General features: G+C 58.6%; 15 protein-coding genes. 6 read left to right on the top strand and 9 right to left on the bottom strand.

Annotated elements, in window-relative coordinates:
- Positions 1-259: 259 nt before the first annotated feature.
- The 6 genes from ACQ4OB_RS16735 to ACQ4OB_RS16710 all read right to left on the bottom strand — a co-directional run bounded on the left by ACQ4OB_RS16735 (position 260) and on the right by ACQ4OB_RS16710 (position 5,392).
- Complete coding sequence (locus ACQ4OB_RS16735) at positions 260-529, bottom strand: DUF3613 domain-containing protein (protein ID WP_076028245.1); 270 nt, start codon at positions 527-529, stop codon at positions 260-262.
- An 18-nt stretch (positions 530-547) separates the two neighbouring features.
- Positions 548-1,258: a hypothetical protein gene (locus ACQ4OB_RS16730; protein WP_074879046.1), complete on the bottom strand. Its 711-nt coding sequence runs from the start codon at positions 1,256-1,258 to the stop codon at positions 548-550.
- A gap of 119 nt (positions 1,259-1,377) precedes the next feature.
- On the bottom strand, positions 1,378-2,610 hold the full coding sequence (locus ACQ4OB_RS16725; protein ID WP_074879044.1) for a type II and III secretion system protein family protein: 1,233 nt from the start codon (positions 2,608-2,610) through the stop codon (positions 1,378-1,380).
- A 655-nt stretch (positions 2,611-3,265) separates the two neighbouring features.
- Positions 3,266-3,901, bottom strand: a complete 636-nt coding sequence (locus tag ACQ4OB_RS16720; protein WP_074879039.1) for a LysE family translocator — start codon at positions 3,899-3,901, stop codon at positions 3,266-3,268.
- Position 3,902: 1 nt separating this feature from the next.
- Positions 3,903-4,673, bottom strand: coding sequence for a 2OG-Fe(II) oxygenase (locus ACQ4OB_RS16715; RefSeq protein ID WP_074879036.1), 771 nt, complete (start codon positions 4,671-4,673; stop codon positions 3,903-3,905).
- Positions 4,674-4,765: 92 nt separating this feature from the next.
- Positions 4,766-5,392, bottom strand: coding sequence for a hypothetical protein (locus ACQ4OB_RS16710; RefSeq protein ID WP_074879034.1), 627 nt, complete (start codon positions 5,390-5,392; stop codon positions 4,766-4,768).
- A 91-nt stretch (positions 5,393-5,483) separates the two neighbouring features.
- Here ACQ4OB_RS16710 and ACQ4OB_RS16705 point away from each other — a divergent pair, with 91 nt between their 5' ends.
- On the top strand, positions 5,484-6,482 hold the full coding sequence (locus ACQ4OB_RS16705) for a LysR family transcriptional regulator (protein ID WP_102614843.1): 999 nt from the start codon (positions 5,484-5,486) through the stop codon (positions 6,480-6,482).
- A 117-nt stretch (positions 6,483-6,599) separates the two neighbouring features.
- On the opposite strand, the gene ACQ4OB_RS16700 is transcribed toward ACQ4OB_RS16705, so the two are convergent.
- Both ACQ4OB_RS16700 and ACQ4OB_RS16695 read right to left on the bottom strand, forming a co-directional pair.
- Positions 6,600-7,007 (bottom strand): PA2817 family protein, encoded by a 408-nt coding sequence (locus ACQ4OB_RS16700; RefSeq protein ID WP_008152400.1) that lies wholly within the window; start codon positions 7,005-7,007, stop codon positions 6,600-6,602.
- A gap of 87 nt (positions 7,008-7,094) precedes the next feature.
- Positions 7,095-9,542: an acyl-CoA dehydrogenase gene (locus ACQ4OB_RS16695; RefSeq protein WP_074879030.1), complete on the bottom strand. Its 2,448-nt coding sequence runs from the start codon at positions 9,540-9,542 to the stop codon at positions 7,095-7,097.
- Positions 9,543-9,793: 251 nt separating this feature from the next.
- Between ACQ4OB_RS16695 and ACQ4OB_RS16690 the strand changes: the two genes are divergently transcribed.
- From ACQ4OB_RS16690 to ACQ4OB_RS16675, 4 genes are all read left to right on the top strand, one after another.
- Positions 9,794-10,453 (top strand): transglutaminase-like domain-containing protein, encoded by a 660-nt coding sequence (locus ACQ4OB_RS16690; protein WP_430956071.1) that lies wholly within the window; start codon positions 9,794-9,796, stop codon positions 10,451-10,453.
- Between the two features lie 43 nt (positions 10,454-10,496).
- Complete coding sequence (locus ACQ4OB_RS16685; RefSeq protein ID WP_074879026.1) at positions 10,497-11,120, top strand: glutathione S-transferase family protein; 624 nt, start codon at positions 10,497-10,499, stop codon at positions 11,118-11,120.
- 133 nt (positions 11,121-11,253) lie between these two features.
- Positions 11,254-12,186 carry an ABC transporter ATP-binding protein gene (locus tag ACQ4OB_RS16680; RefSeq protein WP_074879024.1) on the top strand — a complete coding sequence of 311 codons (933 nt, stop codon included), beginning with the start codon at positions 11,254-11,256 and terminating at the stop codon, positions 12,184-12,186.
- Positions 12,183-12,962 (top strand): ABC transporter permease, encoded by a 780-nt coding sequence (locus ACQ4OB_RS16675; protein WP_074879022.1) that lies wholly within the window; start codon positions 12,183-12,185, stop codon positions 12,960-12,962. Before ACQ4OB_RS16680 ends, ACQ4OB_RS16675 begins: the two co-directional genes overlap by 4 nt.
- Positions 12,963-13,044: 82 nt before the next feature.
- Here the strand turns inward: ACQ4OB_RS16675 and ACQ4OB_RS16670 are convergent, their stop codons facing one another.
- A complete protein-coding gene (locus ACQ4OB_RS16670; RefSeq protein ID WP_074879019.1) occupies positions 13,045-13,563 on the bottom strand; it encodes a DUF2062 domain-containing protein in 519 nt (172 codons plus the stop codon).
- A gap of 134 nt (positions 13,564-13,697) precedes the next feature.
- On the opposite strand from ACQ4OB_RS16670, the gene ACQ4OB_RS16665 reads away from it, so the two are divergent.
- Positions 13,698-15,920: a DNA internalization-related competence protein ComEC/Rec2 gene (locus tag ACQ4OB_RS16665; protein WP_430956070.1), complete on the top strand. Its 2,223-nt coding sequence runs from the start codon at positions 13,698-13,700 to the stop codon at positions 15,918-15,920.
- Positions 15,921-15,972 lie beyond the last annotated feature (52 nt).

The raw sequence follows: 15,972 nt of genomic DNA, 5'->3' as shown, positions 1-15,972 counted from the left end.
TGCCCCCAAGCCTGATCTGCACTTTCCTGTCATAGATCTACACATTTCCCGCAGGCTGCGATCTTTTGATTTTTCTGGCAGGCAATTCGTTGCCTGGTCCTCTGAATCAAATGATCGCAGCCTGCGTCAGTTCCGGGGTAATCCGGCCAGGGTTGAAAAATGTATAGAGACCACTGCTTTCCTGCACACGACATTAAGCCCGGCTTTGCAGCCAGGCTACTCCGGACGATGCCAGAGGCTGATCATCCATTGACATGCCTCAGTTGCCGCTAGTGATCTCTCCCGCTACATCCTGGTCATAAAACTCCGGAATCGGGTAGTTGAAGCTATTCAGCCAGCGCTGCATGGCCAGGTCACGTTCAGTGGCCGAAGCGGTTTGCAGGTGAGGGGAGGCAACCACACCGCGAATCTGCAGTTGCAACCACTGCTCGGTGCCTTGTTGATACGGCGAAGAGGGGCCCGGCTCAATGGCCCAGGCAGTGGTGGACAGGCACGCCATGCACACGATCAAAAGTCTTTTGGTCTTCATCTCGACTCCTCGTACGTTCTACTTGATCGCACTGGAAGAGGCATCGGCTACCTCGGTCCGGCGATTCCTCTCGGAAGCCACCACTTTGTTGGCGGAGGCCTTGAGTTTTTCCGCGCGGGCCTGAGCCTCGGCAAATTGCTTGGGGCTCAAGTCGGCGCGGGTCACGAGTTCGGAAGCCGCCTTCCAGTTGTCCTGGTAGATCAGCAACGTCACCATATTGAGTGCCGCCAGTGTGTTTGCCTGCTTGAGTTCCATGGCGGTCATGAACTCAAAACGCGCTTCCGGGATCCGTCGCTGATTGAGGTAGACGACCCCCAGGTCATTGCGCATCTTGTCGTCGGTGGGGGCCATCTTCACCGCACGCTCAAGGTGAAGGGTCGCGGCGGCGTTATCATTTCTGGCTGCGGCCAACTGGCCCAGACCATGTTCCCCATCAGCCGCCAGGCAGGTGCGAAGCAAGCTTTCGTACAACGGCGCCGCCTCGCTACGCCCCATCAAGCGCAACACCCGGGCCTTGCGCAGGCGAACCTGGACCAGACTGTCAGGCAATCCTTCCAGATTCGCCAGGCTGGCATACAAACGACCTTCGTTGGCCATGTTGTCGGCCAGGCTCAGGGCCAGCTCTTGCTCCGAAGCGGGCTTGGCACATTCAGGTGGCCGCGAAGTCACGCCGTTGGACGCACAGCCCGCGAGCATCAATGTCGCTGTAATTGCAATGACTGCTTTCATCGAATGTCCTCTGGCTACAACACGTTGAACCCTTGGCCATTGGCAATAAGGCTGGCCCGGCAAGCGTTCAAGGTCACCGTTACGAGTGAGGGCGAGACACGTCTTGTTCAGGTCATGGCTCATTGCGAGAGCCCGCTCATACTGTCGAAGTCGCCACGTTCGAGGAAGAACATGCGGTAGAAGTTCGGGTCGTAATTACGCAGTTGCTCTCCTGGCAACGACGGCAGTTTTGCGTTGACAGCCAGTGGCTGGACCAGGTGAGGGGTGACGATCATCAACAGTTCACGCTCTTCACGGTTGATGGAGTTGTCGCGAAAGAACGCCCCCAGAATCGGGATATCACCCAACCCCGGAAACTTGTTTATCTGAGAACTGTTGCGGGTGCTGATCAGGCCGCTGATGACGAAGCTTTCGCCATCGGCCAGGGAGATGCTGGTGTCGGTACGGCGTATGGTCAGCGCCGGAACGATGGTGCCGGCGATGCTTACAGCGTTGGTGAAGTCCAGTTCACTGACTTCTGGTGCCACCTTCAGCGCGATGCGGTTTTTCCCGATGATGGTCGGTGTCAGGGTCAGGCGGATCCCGAATTCCTTGTACTCGATGGACACGTTATCGCTGCCTGAACTGGGCACCGGAATCGGCACTTCACCACCCGCCAGGAAGCTCGCACTCTGCCCACTGAGCGCTACCAGGCTTGGTCGTGCCAGGGTGTAGGCGAAACCGCTGCCTTCCAGCGCGTTGATCGACACTAGCGTATCGCTGGACAAAAAGGAGAGGTTGAACATGTCGTTGTTCACCGGCAACGACGGCCTGACAATGCCGTCGATGGTGGGCAAGGTTCTCGGCGAGCCGAACAGGAAGTTGCCCTGGCGACCAAAAATCGAGGCATTGGCTTCCTTGAGTTTGGTCCGGCTGACTTCAACGAAGCGGATGTCGGTTTGCACCTGGATCGGTAATAGCGGGTCTTCGGAAGGTATGGTCGAGACGCTGGTCAGCGCCGCGGTGGCCTTACCCTTGACGAACACCATGCTTTGGCGCGGCGTTTTCGAACAGGCGGTCCAGACCATCAGACTGGTGGTCCCCGGTGCAACGCCCGTGAGTATGAACGCGTTGTCGCCACTGTTGGCACTGGATTGCACGTCGGCAATTTTCGGGTCACCCACCGCCAGTTGTGTTACCGGAACGGGGCTGCGCAGTTCACTTTGCAGCCCCTGGCCGACCTCATACGTTGTCGGCCAATTGTCCAGTTGCGAACAATTGTTCGGTGCGGCTTGAGCCGCATTCACGCTGAGGCCCATCCAGAACAGGCCATGGAAAATTCGCTTGAAAGCGGGCACGGGACGAAGGCTCATTTAATACATCCTCACTGGATAGGCCATCTTTAGGCTGACTGATTTGTCCGGATCACTTCACGGGGACCGGACTATCCCCCCCAATGCGTCAGGCCACCTGTCCATGGCCTTGGTGTTTCCTTACGTGCTACAGACGAGCGGGTGCAATTCGCTGATCTGCCTGGACCGCGAGCGACCTTTGCTAAAACGGTTTTTAATGATCCGGTTCTCTGGACTGCCCGCCAGAGTGAACTTTGCGGCTATGGACGAGACTGTCCGCCGACCTGGCTCCCCCGGAAAGTAATCGGCAATGTAGGTACAAAGCCGCAAAGCGCCTGACAGGATCATAGAAAGGTAACTCCTTTTGCCAATTCACCATCTGATCACTGAAGCTAACGTGAAAACTCGAGCCGTTATGACTTCTTATTGCTTGACGTTAGTTCAATCAAACCAAAGTGCCATGATTTTAGAAAAAACCATGGGGGCAAAGACTGGAGAAAGGCGGGCGGGCGAATGGTGCGGGCAGGGGCGTAGCGCAGTGCGATTGCCTGATATTGACGGGGATGCTGAATGTCTAGTCAGCGGGGTAAGGCACGGAACGTTGTGACGCAGAATCTTGCGTACGGCGGTGTGAGAGGGCGGCTGTGAAGCCGCCTCCTGCTCGATTCGCGTGTATTTACATCGACAAAATCAACCGACCAGCAAACAGGATCAGGATCACCCCCATGCTCCGCTCGAACCAGTGCCCCAAGCGCAAGAACAGCAATCGCACTCTGCTGCTTGAAAAGAACAGCGCGACGATCACAAACCACAGCGCATTGACAAAACACATCCACATTCCGTAAAGCGCCTGGATCTTCATCGGCGTTGTGGCGCTGATGATAGTGGTGAAGATTGCCAGGAAAAACAGAGTGGCTTTCGGGTTGGTCGCGTTGGTCAGGAAGCCGGTGGTAAATGCCTTCCACAACGTTTGTTCTACAACCGGTTCATCAGGCTTATCGCCTTCCAGTACGGTCTTGGGCTTGCTGCGCAACAGGCTGACACCGAGGTACAAAATGTAAGCGCCACCCACAACCTTGGCCGCCGTCAGCAGCCAGGGTGTCGTGTGCATCAGCGCGCCGACCCCGAACAAGGTGTAAAGCACGTGCACGGAAATGCCCGCGCCGATGCCCAGTGCCGTGCAAATCCCGACCAGTCGGCCGAAACGCACGCTTTGCCGGATAGTCACTGCGAAGTCCGGTCCGGGTGCAACCACGGCCAGAAAGTGAATAGTCGCCAGCGCCAGAAACTCGCCCAGGTAATTCGAAAGCATCTCAACTCCAAAAAGTAAGGGGTGAAGCATTGCCGCGATAGCCGACAAAGAACGAAAGGCTCAAGCGCGGATCAGCCACACCCGGAGTCACCGAATGCATGCAGCGCGAGTTGAACATGATGAAATCACCCGGCTCGGGAAGAATCTCCAGGGTCGGCGTCCCGAGCAGAGCCGGGTCGATGCCATAACTGTCGCCACGCATTTCGTCGAACTGGTCCGGGGAGATGTCGTGGTCCCACATCTGCAGGGCACCGCCCTCGAGGGGCATGTTCAGGTAAACATTGCAGGCGAACTGCGCTTCCAGGCTTTTGGCCTGATAGCTGTCCGGGGCGTCCTTGGCGAAAATGTCGTGGTGGGCCAGAAAGCAGATCCCGGGTTTCACCACCCGGGACAGCCCCACATACATCTTGCGACCGTAGAGATTTTCCAGATGCGCACCCGCCGGCCAGGACTCATCGAGCATGCAGCGCAGGGTGTCGACGGGGGACGAATAGGGCGCACAGCGGTTGCGTAATTCCGCAATGTTGCGGGTGGCGCGTTCAAAATAATCTTCGATCAGCAGCGGCTGGTTTTCCGCTTCATAAAACGCCATGCCGATGCGACCGATGCTCGGCGCATTGATATAGCCTTCGAAGCCCGGGGCGAGGATCTTGTCGCCGATCTGAATCGCCAGCGGTTTGGGCAACAAACCTTTGACGCGGATGGCGAGGATCTCTTCATTGGCCAGTTTTTTTATGCACGTCTCATCGAGACGCTCGACGTCAAGCATCATGTCTTAGGTCCATCTATCAAATAGTCAACAGAACCCGCGACCGCAGGTTCCTCCGGCGTCAGGCGATGACAGGAACGGCATCGCCCACATGCTCAATCCACGCTGTAGTGGACAGACAGCGTTCCCTTCTTCAGTGAAAGGGAAGCGATCGTGACCGTGCCCAAATCCTTCAGGCTGCGTACATGGGTGCCACCGCAGCCATAGGCGGGCAGATCACCGAAACCGATTTCCCGGGCGCCTTCACGCATCGATGTCAGGCGCGGCAGATCATTGGCGATCCACTGCTCGATGCCGTGCTGAATCATCTCGGCATCAACCTCTTTTGCCGACTCTGCCGGTTTGAATTGCACGCGTCCTTCGCCCGGCCAGTGATGAGCCTTGATCGGCATCCAGCCCATGGCCTGGACGAAGTGGCCGATCAGATGACCGGCGGAATGCATACGTGAATTGAACTGACGGCGTTGTTCGTCGACCCGAATCTGAGTCATGCCTGGTTTTACCGGATGGTCGACGAAATGAATGATCCGGTCCGGATCCTGAACAACCCGCAGGACCCGGCTTTCGCCAATCCAGCCGGTGTCAAAGGGCTGTCCACCGCCCTGGGGGTGAAACAACGTGGCGCGCAGCACCACGGCAAATTCGTTCTCGTGGGGCGTGCAATCCAGGACTTCCACATTGGCCTTGAGGTCATCACTATGGAAAAAGAGGCGAAGCGTCATATTCCATGCCCTTATTAACAATTCTATTTTTTATTATATGAAGCGTGGAATTGCGTGATAATCCGTTCAAACATCAAAGGACTGTTGCGCTGTGAGCATAAATCTTCCACTACCGCTGCTCGGTGAAATGGCGATTTTCGTCAAGGTTGTCGAGACCGGCAGCTTCTCTGAGGCTGCTCGCCAGTTGGGTTCTTCACCTTCGGCGGTCAGCCGCAGCATTTCGCGTCTGGAAAAGGCGCTCGCCACTCGTTTGCTGCAGCGAACCACGCGCAAGCTGCGTTTGAGCGACGGTGGCGAAGAGGTGTTCAAGCGTTGCCAGGAAATGGTCAGCGCCGCCAAATCGGTGATGGAAATCAGCGGCCAATTCACCCATGAAGCGGAAGGACTGGTGCGCGTCAGTGTGCCGAAGGCGGTGGGGCGTTTCGTGATTCATCCGCATATGCCGGAATTCTTGCGTCGCTATCCCAAAGTGGATGTGGAGCTGTTGCTTGAGGACCGCCAGGTGGATTTGATCGACGACAACGTTGATCTGGCGATTCGTATTACAGATCGGCCACCTGCCGGACTGGTCGGGCGGCAATTGCTCACCATCGATCATTTGCTCTGTGCGACGCCGCAATACCTGGCCAAACACGGCACACCGACCCATCCCCACGACTTGCTCAACCACAGCTGCATCTACCTGGGCGAAACCCCGAGCGATGCACGTTGGAAATTCAAGAAAGGCACCAAGGCTGTCACCGTTGGCGTGCGCGGACGGTATGCGGCCAATCACACCGGCGTGCGCTTGGGCGCGGTGTTGCAGCACATCGGGATTGGCAGCCTGCCGTACTTCACCGCGCGTTATGCGCTGGAGCAGGGGCTGATCGTGCAGGTGCTGCCGGACTGGACCTTTCTGGCGTCATACCACGGCGGTGCCTGGTTGTTGCATTCGCCGACTCGTTATCTGCCACCGAAATTACGGGTGCTGATCGACTATCTGGTGGAATGCCTGGAGAAGGAGCCGACCCTGGGCAAGCCGGGTAAGCCAAATGCATTGGGCAAGGGCGCGGCAGAGTATGAGTTGCCCGAGAGTGATGGGTTGCTTTGACAGACGCCTTCGCGGGCAAGTCGAAGGGGCCCGATCAGCCACTGCATCACTCGAAGCAAGGCACAAAAAAGGCCCGCATGAATCACCATGCGGGCCTTTTGCATTTCTGAGCGAGGATCAGTGCTTGCTGTCGTCTTTCGACATCGCCAGCAGCTGTTTTTCCTGGTTCCAGTCGAAAGGTTCGTCGTTTTGTTCAGCTTCGAAACGACGTTCTTCCAGCGCCTGATACAAGTCGATTTCATCGTCGGGCATGTAATGCAGGCAGTCACCGGCGAAGTACCACAACAGGTCGCGCGGGACCAGGTGGGCGATTTGCGGGTAGCGGGTGATCACCTGGCACAGAATGTCCTGGCCCAGGTATTGGCTTTCGATCGGGTCGACCGGCAGCAACGCACGCAGTTCGTCGAAGCGCTCCAGGAACAAGGCATGGCTTTCTTCGGGAACCTGTTCGGCCTCACCTACGGCGACCAGGATGCTGCGCAGGTGGTCGAGCAAGACAAGATGATCGGCAACGACATTGGACACGAGATAAGTCCTCAAGAGCAAAACGGGCGCGGGAGTATAAAGCGCCCGCGTCCATTTTTACAGGTAGAAGGCACAGGGTCAGCGGAATCAGCGGACCTTTCCTTCACCCAGTGTCAGTTCAACTTTGTCGAAATCATCGACATCAATCACCTTGCGCCGGGCAGCTTCGGCGTCACGCAGGGTCTGCGCTTCCCTGGGTTGCAACACGCCAGCTTCAAGCGCTGCATCGATGACGTGTTCCCCGGCGACCGGTTTGACCTGGCCGCTTTTGAGCGCGACATGCAGCTTTTTGCGCAGCGGTTGCGCGGCATTCAGCAGGTTGCACGCCTGTTGCAGGGCGCCGACCGGGTCATCAGTGGATTGCGGCCGGTAGCAACCACCGAGTAACTCTTCCAGGGTCGGATCACCCTTGGCGCGGCCGATCACCGCCGCCACTTCGGCGCCGAGTTTGTCCGATGGCCCTTTGTGACGACGACCGAACGGAAACACGATCACCCGCAACAGGCAACCCAACACCTTGTTCGGGAAGTTGCTCAGCAGTTCATCCAGCGCTCGTTCCGACTGCCCCAGGCTTTCTTCCATGGCCCAGGTAAACAGAGGAGCCATGTGCTGCGGTGAATCGAGGTCGTGGTAACGCTTGAGTGCGGCGGAGGCGAGGTACATGTTGCTGAGCACATCCCCCAGACGTGCCGACAGACGTTCGCGTCGTTTCAATTCGCCGCCCAGCAGCATCATGCTCAGGTCGGCGAGCAGGGCGAACGCAGCAGCCTGGCGATTGAGGGCGCGGAAGTAACCCTGGCTGAGCTTGTCGCCTGGCGCGTGTTCAAAGTGACCGAAACCAAGGTTCAGCACCAGCGTGCTGGCGGCGTTGCTCACGGCGAAACCGATGTGTTTGAGCAGCAGGCCATCAAATTCGGTGAGGGCCTGGTCTTTGTCTTCACGACTGGCGAGAGCCATTTCCTTAAGTACGAAGGGATGGCAGCGAATCGCACCCTGACCGAAGATCATCAAGTTGCGCGAGAGTATGTTCGCGCCTTCCACCGTGATGAAAATCGGCGCGCCGTTCCAGCTGCGACCGAGGTAGTTGTTCGGCCCCATGATGATCGCCTTGCCGCCATGAACATCCATGGCGTGGCTGATGCACTCGCGGCCGCGTTCGGTGAGGTGGTACTTGAGAATCGCTGACAGCACCGATGGCTTCTCGCCCAAATCCACCGCATTAGCGGTGAGCATCCGTGCCGCGTCCATCATCCAGGCGTTGCCGCCGATGCGCGCCATCGCTTCCTGAATACCTTCGAAGGCCGACAGAGGAACATTGAATTGTTCACGGACTTGAGCGTACTGGCCGGTCACCAGACTGGTGAACTTGGCGGCGCCAGTGCCGACCGCTGGCAACGAAATCGAACGCCCAACCGACAGGCAGTTCATCAGCATCATCCAGCCTTTGCCGAGCATTTCCCGGCCGCCGATGAGGAACTCCAGCGGTACGAACACATCTTTGCCGGAGTTCGGGCCGTTCATGAATGACGCGCCCAACGGCAGGTGGCGGCGGCCGATTTCGACACCGGCGATATCGGTCGGGATCAACGCCAGGCTGATCCCCAGGTCTTCCTCCTCACCCAATAGGTGATCCGGGTCGTAGGCCTTGAACGCGAGGCCGAGCAGGGTGGCGACCGGACCCAGTGTGATGTAACGCTTTTCCCAGTTCAGGCGCAGGCCCAGGGTTTCCTTGCCTTCCCATTCACCTTTGCAGATCACCCCGGTGTCGGGCATCGAGCCGGCGTCAGAACCGGCCAGTGGTCCGGTCAGTGCGAAGCACGGTATTTCATCGCCGCGAGCCAGTCGTGGCAGGTAGTGGTTGCGTTGCTCGTCGGTGCCGTAATGCAACAGCAATTCGGCCGGGCCGAGGGAGTTGGGGACCATCACGGTAGAGGCAAGGTCGCCGCTGCGGGTCGCCAGTTTCATCGCCACCTGGGAGTGGGCATAGGCGGAGAAACCTTTGCCGCCGAACTCCTTGGGAATGATCAGGGCGAAGAAGCCGTTTTCCTTGATGTAGGCCCAAGCTTCGGGAGGCAGGTCCATGTCTTGACCGATCTGCCAGTCGCTGACCATGGCGCAGAGTTCTTCGGTCGGGCCGTCGATAAAGGCCTGTTCCTCTTCGCTCAGCTGCGCTTTTGGATAGGCCAGCAGTGTGTTCCAGTCCGGGCGACCGCTGAACAGTTCGCCATCCCACCACACCGTTCCGGCATCGATCGCATCGCGTTCGGTTTGCGACATCGGTGGCAGGGTTTTCTGGAACCAGCTGAACATCGGCGCGCTGAAGTATTTGCGGCGCAGGTCGGGCAACAACAAGGGCGCTGCGACAGCCGCGATCAATATCCACAGAACCAGCAGTAACCAGCCAGGTGCGCGGCTGAAAGCACCCATCGCCACCACGTAAACGGCAACGACGCACAGGGCGGGCAGCGGGGCGATGCGACGGTGGGCTAAATACGCAATCCCGACAACCAGAACCAGTATCCACAACAGCAGCATATTTAATCCTCCGTGAAACCAGGGCAAAAGCAACCTTCAGAGCTTAGACGGCATCCGTAAAACAGGGTGGTCAGAGCGATGTGATTGAAATCGTGGGAAACCTTCGATGAGTTTTGTAGGACCCGGTTGGCACCAGGACGCGCAAATCGTTCGATGGGCGGGCGGCAAAGCGTCCATGTTTGGCCGAAACGTCGTTATCTCTGTGCTGAACGTGTCGCTAGACTCGTGGCTTCCCCCAGGAGATTGTTCTCATGCACGAGTATCTGAGTCCCGGCCGCTTCATCGATAGTGACCACTCGTCGGTGGTGGAGTTCGCCGAAAAACATCGCGGCAACAGTCGCGATCCTCTAGAGCAGGCGATCAATCTCTATTACGCCGTGCGCGAAGCCGTGCGTTACAACCCTTATACCTTCAGTCGCGACCCGAATACGTTGCGCGGCAGTTATGCGCTGGCAGCGGGGGAGAGTTATTGCGTACCCAAAGCCACGTTGTTGGCAGGTGCCGCCCGGCATTGCGGGATTCCCGCGCGGATCGGCCTGGCGGATGTGCGCAATCATTTGTCGACGCCGCGGTTGTTCGAGTTGCTCAAGAGCGATGTGTTCGCCATGCACGGTTATACAGAGCTTCACCTGAACGGCCGCTGGGTCAAAGCCACGCCAGCGTTCAATCAGGGCTTGTGTGAATTGTTCAATGTCGCGCCGCTGGAATTCGACGGCATCAACGACAGCGTTTTCCATCCGTTCAATCGCGACGGCGAGCTATTGATGGAATACCTGATTGACCACGGCCAGTTCAGCGACGTGCCTGAAGCGTTCTTTTTCGAACACCTGGAAAAGTGCTATCCGCATCTGTTCAGCGACCAATCGCCCGTGCTGCTGGGTGACATGCAGGGCGATTTGAGTCGCGCCTGATCCGGCGTATGCTGCCTGCGCATTCATCCATAAAGAGGCGGTCATGCTGAAGATCTGGGGTCGGAAAAACTCGTCGAATGTCAGGAAACCTTTGTGGGCCGCCGAGGAACTGGGCCTGGCTTATGAAGCCATCGATGCCGGCGGCGCCTTTGGTGTCGTCGATACGCCGCAGTACCGCGCGATGAACCCCAATGGCCGCGTGCCGGTGATTGAAGACGAGGGTTTCGTACTGTGGGAATCCAACGCCATCGTGCGTTACCTGATGGCTCGCCACGCCAACGGCACGGCCTGGTATCCAGAGGATCTGCAGGCCCGCGCTTCTGCCGACAAGTGGATGGACTGGACCACTTCAAATTTTGCCGGGCCGTTCCGCACAGTGTTCTGGGGCGTATTGCGTACCCCGGCAGACCAGCAGGACTGGCCTGCAATCAACGCCGCGATCAAGGAGTGCGATGGCCTGCTGGCCATGGCCGACCAGACGCTGGCAACCCAACCGTACCTGTCCGGCAATGAGATCGGCATGGGCGACATTCCTCTGGGCAGTTTCATTTATGCCTGGTTCGAGATGCCGATCGAGCGCGCACCGCAGCCTCATCTGCAAGCCTGGTATGCACGCCTGAAACAGCGTCCGGCGTATCAGAAAGCGGTTATGACCGCGTTGACTTAATACTCACTATCGACACGCTTGACTGTACTTGTGTGGCGGTGACAAGCACCATTGCGCTCGTGCGCCGTGGTTGTAATAGTCGCCGCCCGCCCTTATTTGTCCCTTTCTTCCCTTCTTGGTGCGTAAATCCGATATGAGTTCCGCTCTGTCCATCCGGCAGCTAACCAAAACCTACGGCAACGGTTTCCAGGCCTTGAGTGGTATCGATCTGGACGTCGCCGAAGGTGACTTTTTCGCCTTGCTCGGCCCCAACGGCGCCGGCAAATCCACGACCATCGGCATTCTCTCGACCCTGGTGAACAAGACCAGCGGGACGGTAAATGTTTTCGGTCACGACCTGGACAAGAATCCTGCGCAGCTCAAGCGCTGCATCGGCGTGGTGCCCCAGGAATTCAACTTCAACCAGTTCGAAAAAACCTTCGACATCGTGGTGACCCAGGCCGGTTATTACGGCATTCCGCCGAAAATCGCCAAGGAACGCGCCGAGCAGTACCTGACCCAACTGGGTCTGTGGGACAAGCGCGATACGCCGTCGCGTTCACTGTCCGGCGGCATGAAGCGTCGACTGATGATTGCCCGTGCGCTGGTTCACGAACCGCGCCTGTTGATCCTCGACGAACCGACGGCGGGTGTGGACATCGAACTGCGTCGTTCGATGTGGACGTTCCTCACCGAGCTGAACAAGAAAGGCATCACCATCATCCTCACCACCCACTACCTGGAAGAGGCTGAGCAGTTGTGCCGCAACATCGGCATCATCGATCACGGCACCATCGTCGAGAACACCAGCATGAAACAGTTGCTCAGCCAACTGCATGTGGAAACGTTCCTGCTCGACCTCAAAAACACGCTGCAAACTGCGCCGCAGTTGCTCGGTTACCCAACCAAGCTGCTCGACAGCCACACCCTTGAAGTTCAGGTCGACAAGGCCATGGGCATCACTGCGCTGTTCACCCAATTGGCGCAGCAGAACATCGAAGTGTTGAGCCTGCGTAACAAAACCAATCGCCTCGAGGAGTTGTTCGTGTCCCTGGTGGAGAAAAATCTGTCGAAGGTGGCGGTATGAGTTCCGAGCTGCAACCCAACCTCGTTGCCCTCAACACCATCGTTTACCGAGAGGTCAGGCGCTTTACCCGGATCTGGCCGCAGACGCTGCTGCCGCCAGCCATCACCATGGTTCTGTACTTCGTGATCTTCGGCAATCTGATCGGCCGGCAGATCGGTGACATGGGTGGTTTCACCTACATGGAGTACATCGTGCCGGGGCTGATCATGATGTCGGTGATCACCAACTCCTACGGCAACGTGGTCTCGAGTTTCTTCGGCAGCAAGTTCCAGCGTTCCATCGAAGAATTGATGGTGTCGCCGGTGTCGCCGCATACGATTCTGATCGGCTACACCCTGGGCGGTGTGCTGCGCGGCTTGATGGTCGGGCTCATCGTGACGTTGCTGTCGCTGTTCTTCACCGAGTTGCAGGTGCATCACCTGGGCGTGACCATTCTGGTGGTGGTGCTGACGGCGACGATCTTCTCGCTGCTGGGCTTCATCAACGCCGTGTTTGCGCGAAACTTCGATGACATCTCGATCATCCCGACGTTTGTGCTGACACCGCTGACCTACCTGGGCGGGGTGTTCTACTCGATTTCCTTGCTGCCGCCGTTCTGGCAGACCGTGTCGCTGGCCAACCCGGTGCTGCACATGGTCAACGCCTTCCGTTACGGCATTCTTGGCGTTTCGGACATCAGAATCAGCGTGGCGATCACCTTCATGCTGATCGCGACCGTTGTGCTGTACATCGGTTGCGCACGGCTGCTGGTCAGTGGTCGCGGGATGCGTACCTGATCGAGACCGCGTCGTCTGCTTCGCGAGCAAGCCCCGACACCGCAAAAAAAAACGGCCTCCCACTGTGGAGGCCGTTTTGCGTTTACTGCATCCGTTTTTTCTGACGCCGCCGCCACTGCCTTCCGACCCACCAGCGCCAGTACATCATGGTCAGGCAATACGCGAGCGCGCCGAGCACCAGTCCCGTCACCACCGAGCCGAGCAAGAACGGCTGCCAAAGCGTCGAGAGTTCGCCGCTGATCCATTCCCAGGTCAGCTCGTCCGGCAAATGGCGGGTGGGAACGTCCATCAGCCAGGCACCGGTCTGGTAAGTGCAGAAGAACACCGCCGGCATGGTGATTGGATTGGTCAGCCAGACCAGGCTCACCGCAATCGGCATGTTGCCGCGCACCATGATGGCGAGAATGGCGGCGAGCAGCATCTGCAAGGGAATCGGCAGGAACGCCGCGAACAGGCCAACAGCCATGGCCCGTGCGACGGAGTGGCGGTTGAGGTGCCAGAGGTTCGGGTCATGCAGCAGGGTGCCGAGAAAGCGTAAGGACTTGTGTTCCCTGATGCTGACCGGGTCTGGCATGTAACGTTTGAATAAGCGCCGGGGCATAAGGCTTCTCGGTCGGTTAAGGCGGCAAGTATGTCTGGATTCTATGAACTGCCCATTCAGACTTTGTGACAATTAATAACGATGGCGGTGCGATAGCCGGCTATGCCTAAGAGGTGACTCTCAAGGACGGGCGTATGCGCACAGGGATGATGGCGCTGGCGTTGGGTCTGTTGATCCTGCGTTTTTTACCGGTATTACCGCCGGTCTGGTTATTGATGTTGCTACCGGTCATCGGTTTGATGTTGCTGCCGTTTCGCAGCTATCCACTGGCTTTTTTCCTGTTCGGCTTCAGCTGGGCGGGCGCGAATGCACAGTGGGCGCTGGATGATCGGCTGCCGATGAGCCTTGATGGCGAAACCCGTTGGGTCGAAGGCCGGGTGACGGGATTGCCCCAGAACAATGAGGCCGTCGTGCGTTTCGAGTTGGCGGACGCCCGGTCGCGACACGGCAAGGTGCCGCAACTGATGCGCCTGGCCTGGTATGACGGGTCGCCGGTCAACAGCGGCGAGCATTGGCGACTGGCGGTCAAGTTGAAGCGTCCTGCGGGGCTGCTCAACCCCCATGCCTTCGACTACGACGCCTGGCTGTTGGCGCAACGCATCGGTGCAACCGGGACGGTCAAGGCTGGCGAACGGCTCAAGGAAACCCGATGGGCCTGGCGCGACGGCGTCCGTCAGCGCTTGCAGTCCGTGGATGCCCAGGGGCGAACGGGAGCGCTGACGGCGTTGGTGCTGGGGGATGGCGCCGGGCTGAGTCGCGAAGACTGGCAGGTGCTGCAAGACACCGGCACCGTCCATCTGTTGGTGATTTCCGGCCAACACATCGGGTTGTTGGCAGGGCTGGTGTACCTGTTGATCGCCGCGCTGGCCCGCTATGGCCTATGGCCGAAACGCTTGCCTTGGCTGCCGTGGGCCTGTGGGCTCGCATTCGCGGCCGCTCTCGGTTACGGGCTGCTGGCCGGTTTCGAGGTGCCGGTGCGGCGGGCCTGCGTGATGATCGGCCTGGTGCTGTTGTGGCGCCTGCGATTTCGTCATCTCGGCGCCTGGTGGCCGTTGTTGCTGGCGCTCGACGGTGTTTTGCTGCTGGATCCGCTGGCGAGTCTGCAACCGGGTTTCTGGCTGTCGTTCGCGGCAGTGGCGGTGTTGATCTTCACCTTCGGGGGGCGTCTGGGCCCATGGCGTTGGTGGCAAACCTGGACCCGCGCCCAATGGCTGATCGCGATTGGCCTGTGCCCGTTGCTGCTGGTGCTCGGGTTGCCGATCAGTCTCAGCGGGCCGGTGGCCAATTTGCTCGCGGTGCCGTGGATCAGCCTGGTCGTGCTGCCCGTGGCCTTGCTGGGCACGTTGTTTTTACCCCTTCCTTATGTGGGCGAAGGGTTGCTGTGGCTGGCAGGAGGTCTGATTGACCTCTTGTTCAAGGGCTTGACGCTGATGGCCGGGTACGTGCCCGCGTGGGTGCCGATGGCCATCCCGTTGTGGATTTGGGCAGTCGGCACACTTGGGTCGCTTCTACTATTAATGCCTCGGGGGGTGCCGTTTCGCGCGTTGGGTTGGCCGATGCTGCTGTTGCTGGTTTTTCCGCCCCGGCAAGTCTTGCCTGAAGGCATTGCCGAAGTCTGGCAGCTGGACGTCGGCCAGGGTTTGGCGATCCTGGTGCGCACCCGTCATCACACACTGTTGTATGACACTGGGCCACGATTCGGCGATTTCGACCTGGGCGAGCGGGTGGTGCTGCCGGCATTACGCAAGCTGGGCGTGGAGGGGCTCGATTTGATGTTGATCAGCCATGCCGACGCCGATCATGCAGGCGGCGCCCGGGCCGTGGCCGATGGTCTGCCGGTAAAACGGGTGGTCAGTGGCGATCCCCAGGCGCTGCCGACGGAGTTACAGGCGCAGGGCTGCGAGAGCGGCAAGCAATGGGTCTGGGATGATGTCAGGTTCCAGCTCTGGCAATGGCCTTCGGCCAGCGAGAGCAATCAAAAATCCTGTGTCCTTCAAATTGAAGCCAATGGTGAGCGTCTGTTATTGACCGGTGATATAGACGCCGCCGCCGAGCGGGCACTGCTCGACAGTCCACTGGCCGTCACCACTGACTGGTTGCAGGCACCGCATCACGGCAGTCGTAGTTCGTCTTCAATGGCGTTGCTTAGCGGGCTGCAACCCAAAGCAGTGTTGATCTCCCGCGGTCACGGCAATTCATTCGGTCATCCCCATCCTACGGTCGTCGCGCGTTATCAAAAGCGCGGCCTGTCGATTTATGACAGCGCCGAGCAGGGTGCCATCCGTCTGCAACTGGGACGTTTCAAACCGCCGTGGACGATGCGTCAAGAACGGCGCTTCTGGCGCTCTGCGCACTGAACCGGGGTTGTTAAACCCCGAGCGGTTGCGACATCACGGTCTTCGGTGCGCT

The sequence above is a fragment of the Pseudomonas sp. ES4 genome, assembly GCF_050586665.1.
GTDB lineage: Bacteria > Pseudomonadota > Gammaproteobacteria > Pseudomonadales > Pseudomonadaceae > Aquipseudomonas > Aquipseudomonas frederiksbergensis.
This window is presented reverse-complemented; position numbering and strand designations above follow the sequence as displayed.

What these genes read in the sequence shown, in the direction of transcription:
- ACQ4OB_RS16680 (WP_074879024.1), top strand. Translation starts at nt 11,254, where the DNA reads ATGAGTTCCGCTCTGTCCATCCGGCAGCTAACCAAAACCTACGGCAAC.
- ACQ4OB_RS16670 (WP_074879019.1), bottom strand. Translation starts at nt 13,563, where the DNA reads ATGCCCCGGCGCTTATTCAAACGTTACATGCCAGACCCGGTCAGCATC.
- ACQ4OB_RS16715 (WP_074879036.1), bottom strand. Translation starts at nt 4,673, where the DNA reads ATGATGCTTGACGTCGAGCGTCTCGATGAGACGTGCATAAAAAAACTG.
- ACQ4OB_RS16730 (WP_074879046.1), bottom strand. Translation starts at nt 1,258, where the DNA reads ATGAAAGCAGTCATTGCAATTACAGCGACATTGATGCTCGCGGGCTGT.
- ACQ4OB_RS16720 (WP_074879039.1), bottom strand. Translation starts at nt 3,901, where the DNA reads ATGCTTTCGAATTACCTGGGCGAGTTTCTGGCGCTGGCGACTATTCAC.
- ACQ4OB_RS16675 (WP_074879022.1), top strand. Translation starts at nt 12,183, where the DNA reads ATGAGTTCCGAGCTGCAACCCAACCTCGTTGCCCTCAACACCATCGTT.
- ACQ4OB_RS16690 (WP_430956071.1), top strand. Translation starts at nt 9,794, where the DNA reads ATGCACGAGTATCTGAGTCCCGGCCGCTTCATCGATAGTGACCACTCG.
- ACQ4OB_RS16710 (WP_074879034.1), bottom strand. Translation starts at nt 5,392, where the DNA reads ATGACGCTTCGCCTCTTTTTCCATAGTGATGACCTCAAGGCCAATGTG.
- ACQ4OB_RS16695 (WP_074879030.1), bottom strand. Translation starts at nt 9,542, where the DNA reads ATGCTGCTGTTGTGGATACTGGTTCTGGTTGTCGGGATTGCGTATTTA.
- ACQ4OB_RS16665 (WP_430956070.1), top strand. Translation starts at nt 13,698, where the DNA reads ATGCGCACAGGGATGATGGCGCTGGCGTTGGGTCTGTTGATCCTGCGT.
- ACQ4OB_RS16735 (WP_076028245.1), bottom strand. Translation starts at nt 529, where the DNA reads ATGAAGACCAAAAGACTTTTGATCGTGTGCATGGCGTGCCTGTCCACC.
- ACQ4OB_RS16725 (WP_074879044.1), bottom strand. Translation starts at nt 2,610, where the DNA reads ATGAGCCTTCGTCCCGTGCCCGCTTTCAAGCGAATTTTCCATGGCCTG.
- ACQ4OB_RS16685 (WP_074879026.1), top strand. Translation starts at nt 10,497, where the DNA reads ATGCTGAAGATCTGGGGTCGGAAAAACTCGTCGAATGTCAGGAAACCT.